The sequence below is a fragment of the Veillonellales bacterium genome, assembly GCA_039680175.1.
Classification (GTDB): domain Bacteria; phylum Bacillota; class Negativicutes; order JAAYSF01; family JAAYSF01; genus JBDKTO01.
The window spans coordinates 51584-69262 of the sequence record JBDKTO010000065.1 but is presented as its reverse complement, the minus strand read 5'-3'; the positions used below and the strand labels follow the sequence as shown (position 1 = coordinate 69262).

Annotated in this window: 4 protein-coding genes and 1 riboswitch; all 4 genes read left to right on the top strand. The window is 52.4% G+C overall.

Going from position 1 to position 17679, the window contains the following annotated elements; translation table 11 throughout:
- Nucleotides 1-31 precede the first annotated feature (31 nt).
- The 4 genes from ABFC84_10040 to ABFC84_10025 all read left to right on the top strand — a co-directional run bounded on the left by ABFC84_10040 (nt 32) and on the right by ABFC84_10025 (nt 17640).
- Nucleotides 32-1723, top strand: coding sequence for a LytS/YhcK type 5TM receptor domain-containing protein (locus tag ABFC84_10040; GenBank protein MEN6413077.1), 1692 nt, complete (start codon nt 32-34; stop codon nt 1721-1723).
- Nucleotides 1713-2444 (top strand): LytTR family DNA-binding domain-containing protein, encoded by a 732-nt coding sequence (locus ABFC84_10035; protein MEN6413076.1) that lies wholly within the window; start codon nt 1713-1715, stop codon nt 2442-2444. Before ABFC84_10040 ends, ABFC84_10035 begins: the two co-directional genes overlap by 11 nt.
- A 250-nt stretch (nt 2445-2694) precedes the next feature.
- Nucleotides 2695-2780, top strand: a riboswitch (cyclic di-GMP riboswitch).
- Nucleotides 2781-2898: 118 nt separating this feature from the next.
- Entirely contained in the window at nt 2899-4617 is a 1719-nt protein-coding gene (locus ABFC84_10030; GenBank protein ID MEN6413075.1) for a ShlB/FhaC/HecB family hemolysin secretion/activation protein, read from the top strand.
- 21 nt (nt 4618-4638) lie between these two features.
- A complete protein-coding gene (locus tag ABFC84_10025; protein ID MEN6413074.1) occupies nt 4639-17640 on the top strand; it encodes an MBG domain-containing protein in 13002 nt (4333 codons plus the stop codon).
- The last annotated feature ends 39 nt before the right edge of the window (nt 17641-17679 follow it).

Genomic DNA, 17679 nt, shown 5'->3' with positions numbered 1-17679 from the left:
AATAAACTATTGCACAGCAGAAGGGGATTGTATGAACCTTGATTTATTTTTGCACCTGAGTATCAACATGTCTTTTATTGCTTTGGCTGCTTATCTGGTAGGAAGAAGCAAATTTATCATACGTTGTGCTGAAAATCCGTCCAAACTACCGCATTGGCTTATACTAAGCCTTATTTTTTCTTTATTATCCGCAGTGGGGACATACAGCGGCGTTCCGGTTAAAGGAACGTTAGCCAATACAAGACTTGTCGGCATTATTATGAGCGGGTTTATGGGAGGGCCGATTGTCGGTTTTATTACCGGGGTGATCAGTGCCTGTTACCGCTATTCCGTCGGAGGTTTTACAGCGGAAATATGCGCGGTGGCCACTGTACTGGGCGGGATTTTTGCCGGACTGGTCAGAAAAAAAGTCGGATTTCATTGCCTGACCTGGAAAACGGGTGCTGCAGTTGCTTTGATTTCCGAGATTGTGCAAAAAGGTATGGTGCTGACGTTGGCCAAACCTTTTGAAGCGGCCTGGGCAGCGGAAAGAATCATAGCCTTGCCCACTACGATTGTAAGCATTCTCGGCGCGGTCATTTTTATGGTGATCATCGAGAACATCAGACAAGAGCAAGCCTTGTACGCGGCAAGGGCGGCGGAGTTGTCGTTGAAAATAGCCAGCCGGACGCTGCCCTATACGCGACAGGGACTCAACAGTGAGTCGGCAGCGAAAACGGCGCAAATTATCTACGAATTGACAGAAACCGATGCTGTGGCAATTACGGATCAGGAAAAAGTACTTGCCTATATTGGTCTGGGGGATGATCATTATAAGGTGGGGAGTCCGATTGGGATACAAGCAACGCTGCAGGCCCTTTCTACCGGGAAAACAGTTGTGCAAAACGCTCTCGTAGTTGAGAATGATTCGGCAGTCAAGGATCGGCTGAAATCGGGGATCGTTGCACCCTTATCCTCTCATGGCAAGAGTATCGGTGCTGTCAAGATGTTCCGAACCGGGGAGAATGAAATTTCCACGGTGGATATTCAGATCGCAGACGGATTGGCGAATCTGCTGTCAGTCCAGTTTGAACTGGCTGAACTGGACCAGCAGCGAAACATGAGGGAAAAAGCGGAATTAAGAGCGCTGCAGGCGCAGATCAATCCTCATTTTTTATTTAATACCATCAATATCATTATGTCCTTCTGCCGTACAGATCCCGCTACGGCTCGAAGTCTGCTGAACCATCTGGCTGTTTTGATGCAGCGAAGATTCGCCGAACAAAGTGATTTTATCACTCTGGCTAATGAGCTCGAAGAAATCAATTCTTATCTTGAGATTGTGAAACGCCGCTTTGGCAGTCGGCTGACAGTTGAAATTCACCTGGAAAAAGCGGCGCTTGCTGTCTTGGTGCCGACTTTGTCCATTCAGCCTTTAGTGGAGAATGCGATCCAGCACGGACTTTTTCCCAAAGTGGATCAATGCGTCTTAGCTATCAACATCAGCCGGAAAGAAAAAGACGTTGTGATTTGTATTTCCGATAACGGTATCGGGATTACGGCGGATAAAATGCAGCAGATACTGGCGTTCAGCAGCGACGGTATTGGCTTGAAAAACGTGAATAGCAGGCTGAAAAGCATTTATGGTGAGAGTTATGGACTTCAAATTGACAGTAAAGCAGGGGAAGGTACCAGGGTAATTGTCCGTATTCCCTGTAACGAGGTGGTTTCGCGTGCGGTATAAAGCAGTTGTTGTCGATGACGAGCAGCCGATCTGCGACGAAATTGAATATTTATTAAATCAGAGCATGGATGTGGATGTTTGCGCCAAATTTTCCAATTCGTTAGCGGCACTTGCGTTTATTCTTGAGAATCCGGCAGATATCATTTTTTTAGATATTCAGATGCCCGGGCTATCCGGACTGGAGTTTGGGAAAAAGCTAAATGCTCTGCCCAACCCGCCGCTTATTGTATTTATTACCGCATATCAGGAGCATGCCCTTGAGGCTTTCGGCACTCCGGCGGTCGGTTATATTACCAAGCCGGTAACCGAAGATAAGCTCAGCCATGTTTTGCATAAAATCCGCAATCTTACGGCAAAAAAGATTTCTTCGCCGGACCCAGTGTCAGCAACGCGGATTTGTGTTACAGCGAAGGGGAAGATTAAGCCGTTGGACCGGAAAGACATTGTGCTGGTCTATGTTATTGAGAAGGATGTTTTTGTTCGCACCAAGGATGAAGAATTCGAATGCCCCTTGACGATGAAAGAACTGGAAGATGTACTGACCGAGCCGCTTTTTCTGCGGGTTCATCGCCAGTATATCGTGAACCTGGAGCAAATAGGGGAAATCGTGCCCTGGTTCCGGGGAACCTATCTGCTGCGAATGAATGACTTTAAATCGCAGGAAGTTCCTGTGAGCCGGAAACGGCTTAAGCGGTTCAAACAAGCTGTTGGTTTAAAATGAAAGATAGCAGGAGCAAAAAGAACGTTTGGGAAGCATGGGGACGTTCTTTTTGCTCCAAAAATGATGCGGCAAACCAGTTGCAAATTATACATGCTTTTGGCTGTCTAGCCGATGGGAGGAGCTAGATATGATTGTTATCGCATTGGTGCTCGTATAACAAAAATATTTAAAAAGTGATAAAAAGGAAGGATTATTTTAAAGTATGAAGAATATTAAAGGGAAAATGTAGTAAATAAGCAGTGAAAATGTAATAGGAAGAGGGCAAAGTCTCTGAAAAGAGAGGACGCAAAGCCATGGGTCTACGGATGTCGAATCTATGACTGCCAGGCTGCCACGTGAATAATACGTGACAGTCGGCAGTCATTTTTTTTTGGCAGCCGTGAGTATGATTTTTGGGGGGTGGATATATTTTATCCAGATAATGTCCGGAAGGACCTGCCATAAGTACCAATTTATGAAGGACGTGATGTTATTGTTGCTGCAAGGTGTGAAAAAAATGGTATTGTTCCTGGGGGTTGTACTCATTCTGGCTACTGTTTCCGGTGCCCGGGCGGCAGAAAGGCCGACGGCGGGCAGCGTACTTGAGGAGACAAAGCAGTCTGATATCAAGCCGGCCCCACCGCCGGGGGAGGCCAAGATACAGGTAGAACAGGCATTGCGGCCGCCTCTAATAGGGGGTTCGGCTGCCAGGATATCCGTCAGCCGCTTTCATATTACCGGACAGGATATTTTTCCGGAGCAAGAGCTGCTGAACCTGCTGCCCGAGCCAAAAGGAAAAGAGCTAAGCCTGCCTGAGATTGAGTCGCTGGGGCGCTCGATCACAAATTTTTTCCACAAAAACGGTTATATTATGGCCGGTGTTTATGTGCCGGCGCAGCAAATTAAGGACGGCGTTGTAGAACTTGCCGTTGTTGTGGGGCAGTATGACAAAATCGTTTTTCGCAAACAGGTCAATATTGCCGATGATAGTCTGGCGCTGCAGCTGGGGGAAGTAAAGAGCGGCGCTTACATAAAAAAAGACAGTCTGGAACGGGCCATCTGGCTGCTGGGCGATTTGGCCGGTATAGAGGCCAAAGCGACTTTGGCGCCGGGGGGGAAGCCGGGAACCGCCAATCTGTATCTTGATATTTTACCGAAAGGCAAGGGGGTATCCGGTGATATTGGCGCAGACAACTACGGCAACCGCTTTACGGGAAAGAACCAGCTGTTTACCGACTTGACCGTTAATAATCTCAGCGCCAATGGCGACCAGCTCACGCTGAACGGCATCACGACCGGCAGCGGTTTGAACAGCGGCTCGATTTTTTACCAGCAGCCGCTCTTCATTGCCGGCGGTTATTTGCAGGCCGGCTACTCCCATTTATATTATGAACTGGGCGAGGATTATGCCAGCTTGAATGCCAGCGGTATTGCCGATACCGGCAATATTTCCTATAAATATACATTCCATCGCTCCCGGGAAGCCAATCTATACGGCCAATTCGGTTATGTTCAAAAGAAGCTGAGGGACAGCGTCGGCGGTACCGGGACAGATAAGTCAAGCCATGCCTGGGTTGTCAGTCTCAATGGCGACAGCTTTGATGCTTGGGGCGGCGGCGGGAATAATACCTATTCTCTGGCTTATAGTTACGGCCAGCATCATATTGACAGCGATAGCGCCCGGGCAAACGATGCTAAAACCGCCCAAACTACTGGGACCTTCGGCAAGTGGAATATGACTGCCAGCCGGCATCAGTATTTGAATGAACATTTGTCCCTGGTGACTTTTCTCAGCGGACAGCTGGCCAGTAAAAATCTTGATTCATCCGAGAAGATGTCCCTGGGTGGTGCGTATGGTGTTCGCGCCTATCCCCAGGGAGAAGCGTCCGGTGATAACGCATTGCTATTTAACGGAGAACTGCACTGGACTGTGCCGATGAAAGATAAAAAAGCGGAGCTGTTGCAGCTCGTTGGTTTTATTGATATCGGCAGGGCTGTTCTTAACAAGAATACCTGGCCCAATTCCGGGCCTAATGCACGCACCTTGAAGGGCGCAGGCGTCGGTGCCGTTTGGAACAACCCAGGCATACTGACCATCAAGGCATATTATGCCTGGAAGCTCAATAGCTCGCCATCAACTTCCGATACGGATAAAAATGGCCGCTTGTGGCTGATCGGCATTCGTTATTTTTAATATAGGAGGTGACCATTACTCATGCGTATGACAAGGAAAAATCGCCGCAGACAGGAACGCAGACGACTGCGGGAGGAAAAAAGAAACGCCATCATGAAGCCTTTAAAAAATATAGCAGTGACAGCCGCTTTGATGGTGGCTCTATCGACAGGCGAGGCGCTGGCAATGCCCCAGGGGGGAACGGTTACTGCCGGCAATGCCGCTATTACACAAAATGCAAATTCTATGACTATTGCCCAAACGACGGATAAAGCCGCGATTAACTGGCAGAACTTCAGTATTGCGGCTAATGAAAAAGTAACTTTCAACCAGCCTTCCTCATCTTCCGTGGCGCTGAACCGGATTATCGGCAGTAATGCTTCGGATATCTTCGGTCAGTTGCAGGCAAACGGAAAAGTCTTTCTCGTGAATCCCAACGGTATCTTGTTTGCTCCGGGATCCAAGGTCAATGTGGGGGGCCTGGTGGCTTCGACCTTAGGCATTTCCGACAGCGACTTTATGAGCGGCAAGAACAATTTTTCCACCGGTGCCGTGAGTCGGGCGGTTGTCAATCAGGGAAACATTACAGCTGCTGACGGAGGCTTTGTCGTGCTGCTCGGCAATCAGGCGAGTAACAGCGGCAGCATTACTGCCAACGGCGGCACGGCAGCCATGGCTGCCGGCGGACAGGTTTTTCTGGATGTTCCCGGCGACGGGACGGTCAGTCTTGTGGTGAACCAAGGGGCGGTCAACGCCGCCGTCAATAACAGCGGCACGGTTCAGGCCAATGGCGGTCAGGCGATCCTTACCGGGCAGGCCAGCAGTTCGCTGCTGTCTTCGGTTATTAATAACAGCGGCAGGATTGAAGCTCACAGTATTCGGCAGCAAAACGGCACCATTATATTAGACGGCGGTACTTCCGGTGTCGTAGAGACAAGCGGTACCCTGGATGCGTCAGGCAAAGAAGCGGGTCAAACCGGCGGTACGGTCAAGGTATTGGGTGAAAAAGTAGCTCTGTCCGGTCAGGCTCAGATTGACGTATCCGGCAGCCAGGGCGGCGGTACGGCTCTTGTGGGCGGCAACTACCAGGGCAAGGGGCCGGAAGCAAACGCTACAGCTGCGTATATCGGCAAAGATACCACCATCAAAGCCGATGCTATCGACAAAGGCGATGGCGGTAAAGCCATCGTCTGGTCCAATGAAGCAACCAATTTTTATGGCGGTATTTCCGCCAAGGGCGGTTCCCAGGGTGGAAATGGCGGTTTAGTGGAAACCTCGGGCAAGGAGTATCTTGACGCTCAGGGTACGGTAAATGCAGCAGCGCCTAAAGGGAAGGCCGGTAAGTGGCTGTTGGATCCCAGAGATGTGATCATTGAGACCGAGAGCAAGGCTTCTGCCAGCGGGACTGCGGGGGAACCCAGTTTTGTCGCTGTGAGCGACAGTGCGGTTGTTACCACAGAGAGCATCAATCTGGCTTTGAACGGCGGCACCAATGTCAGTGTCAATACCGGTACCAGCGGTACTCAGACAGGAAATATTACGATTGCCGATAATATTACAAAAGCTACTGGAGGGGATGCAACTCTTAGCTTAAGTGCGGCCTCGAATATCATCGTGAACAGCGGTGTGAAGATTACGTCAACCAGCAACAATCTCAATGTTGATTTTAACGCTGATTCGGATAATGTGTGGGGCGGCACTATTCAGCTGCAGTCGGACAGTCAGATTTTGACGAACGGCGGAAATATTGATTTGTATGGCGGCAACAGCGGCAAGACCGGTGGCTATGCAGGCAGTATTCAGCCGCAGACTCCCGGCCTAGAACTGCAGGGGGCTGTATTAAACACCAGTGTTGCCGGAGGCACCGGCGGTTATATTAACCTTCGTGGCAGCAACAGCGGCGACGGTACAGAGACTACAAATGGATATTATCGTGGTGTGGCCCTAACCGGCACCGGCAACATCATTCAGTCCGGCGGTGGAAATATTAGTATTACCGCTTTGGGGCATGGCCATGCAGCCAGTCAGGAAGCGATCGCGATTACCGACTCCGGCGCCAAGATTATCGCCGGGGCGGGGACGATTACTCTTACCGCTGATACGATGGGGTTGAATGGGAAATTTGGTACCGTCGGCGACAGCGGAATCCTGAATATTCGTCCATTGACTTCGTCCATGTCTATCGGCGTGGGGACGAATGTAAGTGGGGCTTTGAACATAGCCAGCAGCGTATTTAGCAGCGTGATTCAACCGGGGATCGGCGTTGTTATCGGCGGTTCCAACTCCACCGGGTTAACCGATGGCACGGCCGGAACCATTACCGTTGGCACAATTAGCTTAACGAATGACCTTACCTTGCAGGCGCCAGGGGTCAGCTCATCTCCGGCAACCACCGGCAGCATTGTGATCAGCGGACAGGTCAGCAGCAGTAAAAATATTACATTAAACGCCGTGCAGGGAGCGGTAACAAGCAGTTCAGGCGGGATCACCACGACCGGTGGATTGGAAGTAATCGACCCGAATCATACTGCATTATTCGACTTGTCGCAAGGAACCAATTCCGTAGGAAAGCTTGCGGCCAACACCGGACAGTTGATCTACAGCGGCAGCGGTCCGACGGCTATTGATACGGTAGGCTCTACCAGCGGCATTACCTTGAGCAGCTCTGCCGGGGGAACGGTGAATTTATCCAGCGGCAGTCTGACTGTTAATCAAGGGGTTCAAACGACGGTCGCTTCAGCGCCTTTGGCCTTGTCGGCTGCAGGCAGTCTTACAGTCAATGGGGCTCATATTTCGACAAACAACGGTGCTTTAGGTCTGAGGGGTGCAATTCTTAGGACTACAGGGGTCAGTAGCTTGGCAGCCGGCAGCGGCGCTATTACCCTAACCGGAGACAGCATGGCCTTTAGCGGCAGTCCCGGCGGTACGACGGTCAGCGGCACAGGGACGCTGCAAGTGCAGCCGCTGACTGTTAGCAAAGCTGTAAATGTGGGTGGAGCCACCGGCAGCGGCTTGAACCTGGCAGGCAGCTTATTTGATGGCAGTCCGGTGTTCCAGGATGGCTTTAGCTCCATTACCATCGGACAAGATGCCGGCAGCGGCATCGTTACAGTAGACGGCACTGTGACTTTTCACGATCCGGTTGTGCTACAGTCGCCCAGCGGCGGTACGGTTGCTTTAGCGACGACTGCCAATCTCAATAATGCTGCCACCGATCAGAATATTACGGTGAAAGCCGGTACTTTCCAAACTGTCAGCGGTGGTGGGATGGATGCCGGCAGCGGTGGGATCGTCATTGAGGCCGGTGCCCTCAATGTACCCGGCGGCAGCGTCCGGGGCACCGGAACCATAGAGATTCATCCGCAAAATGCGGGGGATTCCATTGCCTTAGGATCAGGAACCGGCGGGCTGATTCTGCCGACGGCTGCTTTTAGCGGTAGCGGCGCCAGCCGGGTATTTCAAGACGGATTTTCGCAAATTATTGTCGGGCGAAGTGACGGCAGCGGTTCCCTGTCCGTAGGTGCGGCGGGAATCACCTTTACGGATAAAACATTGCTCCAGTCGCCTTTAGCCGGCGGCAGCCTTTTCATCAACGGCCCACTGGCTACTGGTAGCAACTACCTAACCATGAACCTTGGAGACAATGCTTCTCAAAATTCTGCCGGCGTGATTACGGCAGCCGGAATGGAGCTTTTGGGCCGGGATACCGGTTATGGGCCGAAAACCATCTACGATTTTACCGGCGCGGCGAATCAGATTGGCACGATTGCAGCTGCTACGGTCAATCAGGTATTAGTGACCAACGCTACCAGTTTAACGGCGGGAACAGTCAACAGTACATCGGGAGTAAAGGCAAACCGGCTGTATGATGCAAACGGGAACACGATTTCCGTTGATGCGGTGAATTTAGAATCCGGCGGTACATTGACAGTGGCTCAGACCATCAGCAGCACCGGCGGCGGAATGATTACCCTGACGGCTGATAAGATGGACTTTTCCACCGGGACACCGGTAGTTCGAGGGACGGGGAATCTTACGATTCAACCGCTTAACGCGGCTACGCCTATCGATATCGGCAGCTTTACGGCGAATCCGGCTCATTTGCAACTGGCGAGCGCTATCTTTGGCGGGAATATTGTCAAAGACGGATTTAATTCCGTGACGATTGGCCGAGGCAATACGCCGGGACCAGCCAGCTTCGGCAGCATTACTTTGGACGGCACAGTGACGTTTGTCGATTCCACCACCATTCAGAGTCCCAATAACACAACTCCCGGAACCATTCAGCTGGCCAAAACGGCTCATATAATTACAACCGGCGGCAGTTCTCTGTCTTTAACCGCCGGAACGATTTCGGCTGATACCAGTGACACGGCGAATCGCGCCGCCATTACAGCCTCCGGCGATGTTCAGCTGACCGCCGATGTCATGACCCTGGGGGATGGCGACACAAACCCCGGCAGTGCCAATATACAAGGAACAGGAAATACGCTGTACCTGCGTCCCTTTGCCAGCAGCACTGTGGTGGATTTAGGCACCGACTTTACCGCCGGAACAGCCAACCACCTGCAGTTTGGCGACAAGATGTTTAACGGAGCCGAGAAGGTATTCAGCGGTTTCGGCGGCTATACTATCGGCGGCAACAGTACCCAGGATATTACCGTGACCAATACCGCCCATTTTGCCGGTGGCTTGGCACTGGAAGGCATTTCCTTGGATGCGGCCGCCAACTCGACCATAGATCCTAGCGGCAGTGTACGACTGCAGGCCAATACCATGAATTTTGGCTCACTGGCCCATGTTACCGGCACCGGTTCGCTGCAGCTTCATCCCTATAGCAGCAGCACCGGCATGGTGGTGGGGGATATCAGTGGCGCTAGCGCCGCGACCAATTTGCTCATTCCCAACGGCTATTTTGACGGCAACAGCACGGACCGGCCGGAAGGAACAACCGGCTTCAGCGGCACCGCCCGGGTATTCACCGGCAGCTATACCAACTCGATCACCTTTGGCTCGACGTATTCGGCTCAAAGTGTAACCATGAATAATGCCCTATTTCCCAGCACCGATAATATCACTATTGCCGCTATTTCCAGCGGCAACGTGGATATCAAGGGAACCATTGCAGCGAACCAGAACATCAATGTCTGGGGCGGCACGATTACTACCGAAAGCGGCGCCCAGCTCAGCAGCAGCAACGGCGATATCACCTTGTCAGGGCATACCTTTGCCTTAAACAGCGGCGGCAAGAGCATTACCGGTACCCATGGCTTATTCCTGCAGCCCTTTGATTCCGGGGAATCCATCGGCGTGGGAACAGACAGCGGCTATGATTTGAATCTGCCGCAAAACCTGTTTTATGATGGGACAACCAATAAAACAGGCGCTTTAAATACGGATACCGGAGGATTTGCCAAGGTCACCATCGGCCGCAGCGATGGCAGCGGCAATATTACGGTTACCAATACAGGGCTCATCCTGCATACCGATTTGGATGTCTTGACCTCGTCCAATTCCACCGGCGGCAAGATTCATGTGAATGCTTCCTTGTCCGATGCCGGCCAGACCATCACGATGAACGCCTCCGGCGGGGCTGACCAGACAGCGGAAGGTGTTATTACCGCAGCTAATCTGGACTTATTGGGTGGAAGCTCGGCCAATAAGCAAGTAAACTATAATTTTGGCACCGCCAGCAATGCTGTGGGTGTCTTGGCAGCGAATGTCGGTTCGCTGAACTTCCATAATGGTGCGGACTTAACTGTTGGCACCGTCAATGGAACGCAAGGCATCACCGCGACGTATGCCCAGACCGGATCGGGTGCGGTTCAGTCTAGCGGCGATATTGTGGTCGCAAGCGACGGTTCACTGACTGTAGCCCAGCCGGTTACATCGGTTAACGGAGCCAATAATCTGACTAATGGCGTGAGCACCGCCATCAGCCTGCAGGCCGGAGGGACCTTAAGGACTACCGGTTCTTCTGCCGTGATTTCGATGACCGGTGCTACCCCGTCAGGCAATATTACTCTGACGGCGGATGTAATGAGCCTGGATTCCGCTTCCCGGGTGAAGGGCAGCGGCGTTCTCAATGTTCGTCCGCTTAGACCTGCAACTGGGGTTGGCATCGGCGGGGGCGGAGGAAATTCCCTTGAATTGCCGGGAAGCTTGTTCTCCGGCGGGGCCCAGACTTTTGCTGACGGCTTCACGATGCTGAATCTCGGCCATGGCAGCGGTACCGGTACAGTGACGGTGGACAATGCCGTGACCTTTACCGACCCGGTTACCATCCAGTCACCCAGCGGCGGAACGGTCGTCATTGGCAATGGCACAACCGGCGGAATTGACAATTCTGTCACCAGCCAGCCGATTACGATCAATGCCGGCACAATTACGACGAAGGCTAACTCCTTGGTTAGTGGCGGCAGCGGAGCGGTGACTTTAGCCGGAAGTGCTATGGACTTCAGTAACGGCGGCAGCATTACCGGCACCGGAACGTTAAACCTGCAGGCGCAGGATACCACCACCCGAATTGCCCTGGGAACCGGCGGCAGCGGCGGGCTGCAGATTGATTCGCCGACCTTTAACAATGTGGTGTCCACTACTTTCAACAATATTACCGTGGGCCGCAGTGACGGGTCCAATCCTATTGTCGTGAATACCTTTACCTCTCCGGACAAGCTGATTCTCGAGAGTCCGCTGTCCGGCGGTTCCGTGACGGTAAGCGGCACTCTGACCATGGGCGGCAAGGATCTCGATATCACTTCCTTTGGTAAGATTGACGGTTCGACGGGAACCTTGACGGGTGTGGGAACTTTAACCGCCGTATCCACCCAAAGTGCCATTGACTTTAGCCATAGCACTACGGATTCGGTGTCCAAGGTTACGACCTTTTACAATACGATTCATACTTTGGGAACATCCTCCGCTTACACCGGGATTACGATTGGCGCGGCCGGATGCTTGACGGTTAACGGTCAAATCAGCGACAATACCGCCAATGATAATACGTCAGCCGCTCAGCCGGTGCTTATTCGCACCAGCGGTGATCTTACCCTTGCCAGCGGCGCTCAGATTACAACCGGCGGGGCAGCGGACATTTATTTGTCGGCGGAAGGCTTGTACAAGCATTTTTACAATAACAGCGGGCGAACTGCCCAAAATCCGGCACTAAATCCCGGCAGCGGCCGCTGGCTGGTCTATTCCTACAGCCCGATTGACGACAAAAGTATTGACAGCGCCCAGTCAAGCGCTACCGATGTAATTGGAAACTTGACGCGGGATTATAAATATTACGGTTATACCTTTAATGCCGATGCACCGGCTTCCGTTGCTCCGCTGCCGATTGCACCGGCCGGATCAAAGCGTGCCTTTCTCTATGCCTATGCGCCGTTTTTGACGCCAACAGCTGCTACCCGTACCTATGGCTACGATAATCCTACAATTCAGTTTACCTTTGCGGGATATATTGACAGTGATACTTCGGCCAGTTTGGGAATCACACAAACACAAAACATCCAGACCAGTGCGGATATTAATACGAATGCAGGAACTTATGCCGATAATAATACTCTTTATCAGGTTAAGACGACAGATCAAACGGTTACGCCAATGGGTTATATTATCAAGGGCAGTACCACGGTTCCTTTGACGATTAAACAGCGGCCAATTACTGTCAAAGCCGACGATGCCGCCAAAGTATATGACGGAACATCAACTGCGCCGACAAATTGGCATGCAGGAACGGACTATACAGTGACCAGCGGCAGCTTCTATAACACGGATACTGCAGCCAGTATCATTACCGGGCAGCTTGCCTTCCAGGGTACATACACGAATGCGGGTACGTATACCAGCGGGATTGGCAATGGAACATTAAGCGGCGGTACCAATTACATTGTCACCGTCGATCCGGGAACCTATACCATCTACAAAAGGCCGATCACCGTGACCAGCGGCACCATTACCGCGGCCAGTAAGGTGTATGACGCAACGACGGCGGCAGTGATTTATGGCGGCGGAGCTACGCTAACCGGAGTGGTTCCCTCAGATTCAGCCAATGTCACTGTTGCTTTGCCAAGCCAGGGCGTCTTCGTGGATAAAAATGCAGCAGTCGGCAAGACCGTTTATATTCAGGGCCTGACACTTGGGGGAAGCGCTGCCGGCAACTACAGCCTCAGCAATGCCAATACCTATACCACAACCGCTGATATTACGCCGCGGCCCATTGGGATACAAGCCGGCAGCGGCAGCAAGACTTACGGCGATGCGAACAGCACCGTGACTTATGACAGCAGCGGGAAGTTCAGCCAGGTAGCTGTCGGTCAGACAGTAGACGGTAAATCGATGATGAGTATGGCCGGGGGAGAAAAAATCAGCGATGTGACCAATACCTTTTATACCGATGGAGCGACTCATAGCAGCCAAGTGACGGATACAACCGATCATGGCAGCTATACAGTGGCGTCCACGGCGCCGGTCTTTGCTAATGGCGGAATTGCCGGCAACTACGAGATCCATTATCTGGACGGCACTTTGGCAATAAACCTCAGGCCGATCACCATCACCGCCGCCAGCAGCAGCAAAACCTACGGGGACTCTAACCCGACTGTCAGCGGCTTTACTGTTGCCGCTAATGGCGTTGGAACAAGCCGCGGTATGGCAGGTACGGACAACATCAGCAGTGTGACAAATACACTGCATACCGGCGGGACAACGGATAATTCGATTGTCGAGAAGACCGGAATAGGGACATACCTCGTTACGCCTTCCGCCGCTAGCTTCAGCAGCGGCAGCAGCGGCAATTATGTGATCACCTATGCTGACGGAGCCTTTGTTATCAATAAGCGGGCGTTGACGGTAACTCCCGACAATGCGACAAAGGTATACGGAGAATTTGATCCCGGATTGAGTTACGTTTCTCTAAATACAGCAACCGGTGAAGAAGTAACTGGAACTATGAGTCGTGTTGCCGGAGAAACGGTGAACAATTATGCTTTTTCCGTGGCTAACATTAAAGTAAGGGATTCGGTTAGCCTTGTGGATACCACAGCTAACTATACCATCACTTCGACAGTGGCTAATTTTGCGATCACCAAGCGCCCCATTACCGTTACCGCCAGCACAGCGTCCAAGGTATATGACGGAACCAATGCTGCGACAAAAGGCGAAGTCCCGACCATCACCAGCGGCTCACTGGCAAGTAAGAGAGTTGTTGATACCGCTACTTATAGTGAAACCTATAACAGCAAAGACGTTCTTACCGCCACGACAATGAATCCGCTGATAGCGATCAGCTCAGGCAACAGCAACTATAATATCACCTATATAACGGCTCCCGGCAGCATTACCGCCCGGCCGCTGACGATTACGGCGGCAGATTCCAGCAAGGTTTACGGAGATTCCAACCCCACAATAACCGGTTTTACAGTAACAGCCCCGGGAGTTGGCACAGGGCTGGCCGGCAGCGAGAAAGTAATCGGCGTAACAAATTCAATTTGGACAGACGCAAGCCATACTGCAGCTGTTGATAAGACTACAGATGTCGGCTCAACCTACAAGGTTACATCTTCGGCAGCAACCTTTGGCAGTGGCGGGATTGCCAGTAACTATACGATTAACTACGTGGACGGACCCTTTACAATTAATCAACGTCCGTTGACAATAACGGCATATAGCCAAACCCGCCACTATGGCGATCCCAATGACAGTTTTGGGTACACTGTAGCGCTGGATGGCACAGGAACCAGCCGAGGTCTAGTGAACGGCAATACGGTAACAGGTGTAACGATTACCCCTGGGGCAAGCTTTGATACGAGTACCTCAGCTGGTTCAAGCACGAGTTTAACTCCTTCAGCCGCTGTGTTTGGCAGCGGCAGCATTGGAAACTACGACATCACTTATACTAATGGGACGCTGAGTGTCGATAAGCGTCCGCTGACAATTACAGCCGGTGGTGCCAGCCGCCTGTACGGTGATAATAACCCGACGGTTACTGCCTTTACGGCAGCAACCGGAGCAGTCGGTTCCGGCAGCGGCTTAGTTAACGGTGATAGCGTAACCAGTGTAACGGATACGGTCAACGCTGCGCTGAACACGGGAGTGGGAACGGCAAGTATTACTCCGTCAGCAGCCCACTTTAGCAGCGGTACAATTGACAACTATACCATCAGCTATGTAGACGGAACCTTGACCATAAATCAGCGTCCGCTGACCATTACAGCAGACAATATCACCCGTCACTACGGCGATACCAATCCGACATTTACGGCTACAGCATTGACCGGGACAGCGGGATCAGGTTCAGGACTGGTCAATGGGGATACCGTTGGCAGTGTGACCGTAAACGCCAGCCAAGTGCTCGATACCCATAGTGGGGCAGGCTCTACCGCTGTACTGACCCCGTCAGGACAAACCTTCAGCAACGGCAGCAGCGGCAACTATACCATCAGCTATGCTCCAGGCACATTGACAGTGGATCAGCGTCCCACCACGATAACGGCGGATCCCAATCAACACAAGACCTACGGGCAAAGCGATCCGACGGCCTATACCTACACGGCGACGAACCTGGTCAACAGCGATAGCTTCAGCGGAGCACTGACGCGAGACAGCGGCGAAAACGTCAGCAGTTACGCGATCAACCGGGGAACGCTGGACAATCCGAACTACGCTATCACTTATGTGGGAAATCCGTTTATCATCGATAAAGCGGCGCTGACGATCACGGCCGACAGCAAAACCCGGATTTACGGCGATGCCAATCCGGCGCTGACAGCCAGCTACAGCGGTTTGACAAATGGGGATTCCGCCAGCGTAGTCACCGGTCTCAGCCTGGCAACTCCGGCGACGGTTACCAGCAATGTGGGTCCATACGCGATCAGCGGCTCGGGGGCTGCAGCCAGCAACTATACCATCAGCTATGTAGACGGAACCTTGACCGTAAGTCAGCGCCCGTTGGTAATCACGGCAGACAACATCACCCGTCATTACGGTGATACCAATCCGGCCTTTACGGCAGCAGCATCGACCGGGACAGCGGGATCAGGTTTAGGGCTGGTCAATGGGGATACCGTTGGCAGTGTGACCGTAAACGCCAGCCAAGTGCTCGATACCCATAGTGGGGCAGGCTCTACTGCTGCACTGACCCCGTCAGGACAAACCTTCAGCAGCGGCAGCAGCGGCAACTATCTCATCAGCTATGCTTCAGGCACATTGACAGTAGATCAGCGTCCCACCACGATAACGGCAGATCCCAATCAACACAAGACCTACGGGCAAAGCGATCCAACGGCCTATACCTACACGGCGACGAACCTGGTCAACAGCGATAGCTTCAGCGGAGCACTGACGAGAGACAGCGGCGAAAACGCCGACCATTACGCGATCAACCGGGGAACGCTGGACAATCCGAACTACGCTATTACGTATGTGGGAAATACGTTTACCATCGATAAAGCGGCGCTGACCATCACGGCCGATAGCAAGAGCCGGATTTACGGCGATGCCAATCCGGCGCTGACAGCCAGCTATAACGGATTCCAATACAGTGATTCCAATAGTGTAATATCCGGTCTCAGCCTGGCAACTCCGGCGACGGCCACCAGCAATGTTGGTTCGTACGCGATCAGCGGCTCCGGGGCTGCAGCCAGCAACTATACCATCAGCTATGTTCCCGGCGATTTGACTGTTACTCAGCGGCCGACCACAGTAACCGTTGATGCCGGACAGCACAAGACCTACGGAGAAAGCGATCCGGCGGCGTATACCTATACGGCGACGAATCTGGTCAACAGCGACAGCTTCAGCGGAGCACTGACGAGAGTCAGCGGCGAGAACGCCGGCAGTTATGGCATTAACCAGGGAACACTGAACAATCCGAATTACGCCATTACTTATATCGAAAATCCTTTTACTATCGACAAAGCACCGCTGACCATTACAGCCGACAGCAAAACCCGGCTTTACGGCGATGCCAATCCGGACTGGACGTTCAGTTACAGCGGGTTTAAAAATAAAGAGGGAGCCAGTGTGCTGAGCGGTCTGACGGCCGGAACCGCAGCCGGGTCTGCCAGCAATGTGGGAACTTATGACATTGTTCCGGGGGGAGCAACGGCAGCTAACTATGCTTTAAGTTACCAGAATGGCGCTTTAACCATTACTCCGGCTACTTTGACTTACGTAGCCGATGCCGCAACCCGGAATATAGGGCTTCCCAATCCCGGTTTTACCGGTACGGTAACAGGATTCAAAAACGGGGAAACCGTAAGCAGCGCTACCGGCGGAAGCCTAAGCTTCGACAGTCCGGCTACAGCGACTAGCAGTATCGGCAAGTACGCCATTGATGGCAGCGGTTTATCAGCTAATTTTGGCAACTATGTTTTTCAGCAGGATCCCGGCAATGCAACGGCGCTGTCCATAACGGGTCTGCCCCAGCCGGCAAAGGATGCCACCGGTAATGCTTCAAACCCCGGTAACCAAGGAGGAAAATCACCCACCCCCGGCAATCAGGGTGGCACCTCACCCGGTCAAGGAAATAGCAGCAATACGGGTCCATCCATCAACTTTGGGCCGGGTAGCAGCGGTTCTGTGACTGTGAACTTTGGGAGCGTCGGTGCCGACGGCAATAAACAGACAGATGATTTTGGCGATTTGACGCCGCGTAAAGAGGGGATCAGTATTCCGGTGTTTACCAGGAACAGCAGCGGAGTCAATGCGGAAGGATTATATGATGTCAGCTACAATCAATCCAGTCTGACGGTAATACCCAGCGGGCAGAACGCTCCCCCGCCGCCAGCGTTGGAGGGTGATGCCGGCCCTGCTGCTATTTTCGATATGAAGGTAGGAAATACTACCAGTTCGTTTAGTGTTCAGGCGCTAAACGGTGTGCTCCGCATTACTCCCTTGGGGGATGCGTCAAAACAAATTATCCAAAGCGGGGACAAAGCGGCGAATAAATTAATCCTGGCAAATGGGATACTGAGCGCGGTCAACGAATTGGGGGTAGTACCGGATCAGGTTTTGGCAGTTTTTATTATGAATGACCGCTAGGCCTGCAGTTGGTAAAATAAAAAACAGGGAACGCAGTTT

Coding starts and splice junctions, on each gene's coding strand:
- ABFC84_10040 (MEN6413077.1), top strand. CDS start 32: ATGAACCTTGATTTATTTTTGCACCTGAGTATCAACATGTCTTTTATT.
- ABFC84_10030 (MEN6413075.1), top strand. CDS start 2,899: ATGAAGGACGTGATGTTATTGTTGCTGCAAGGTGTGAAAAAAATGGTA.
- ABFC84_10025 (MEN6413074.1), top strand. CDS start 4,639: ATGCGTATGACAAGGAAAAATCGCCGCAGACAGGAACGCAGACGACTG.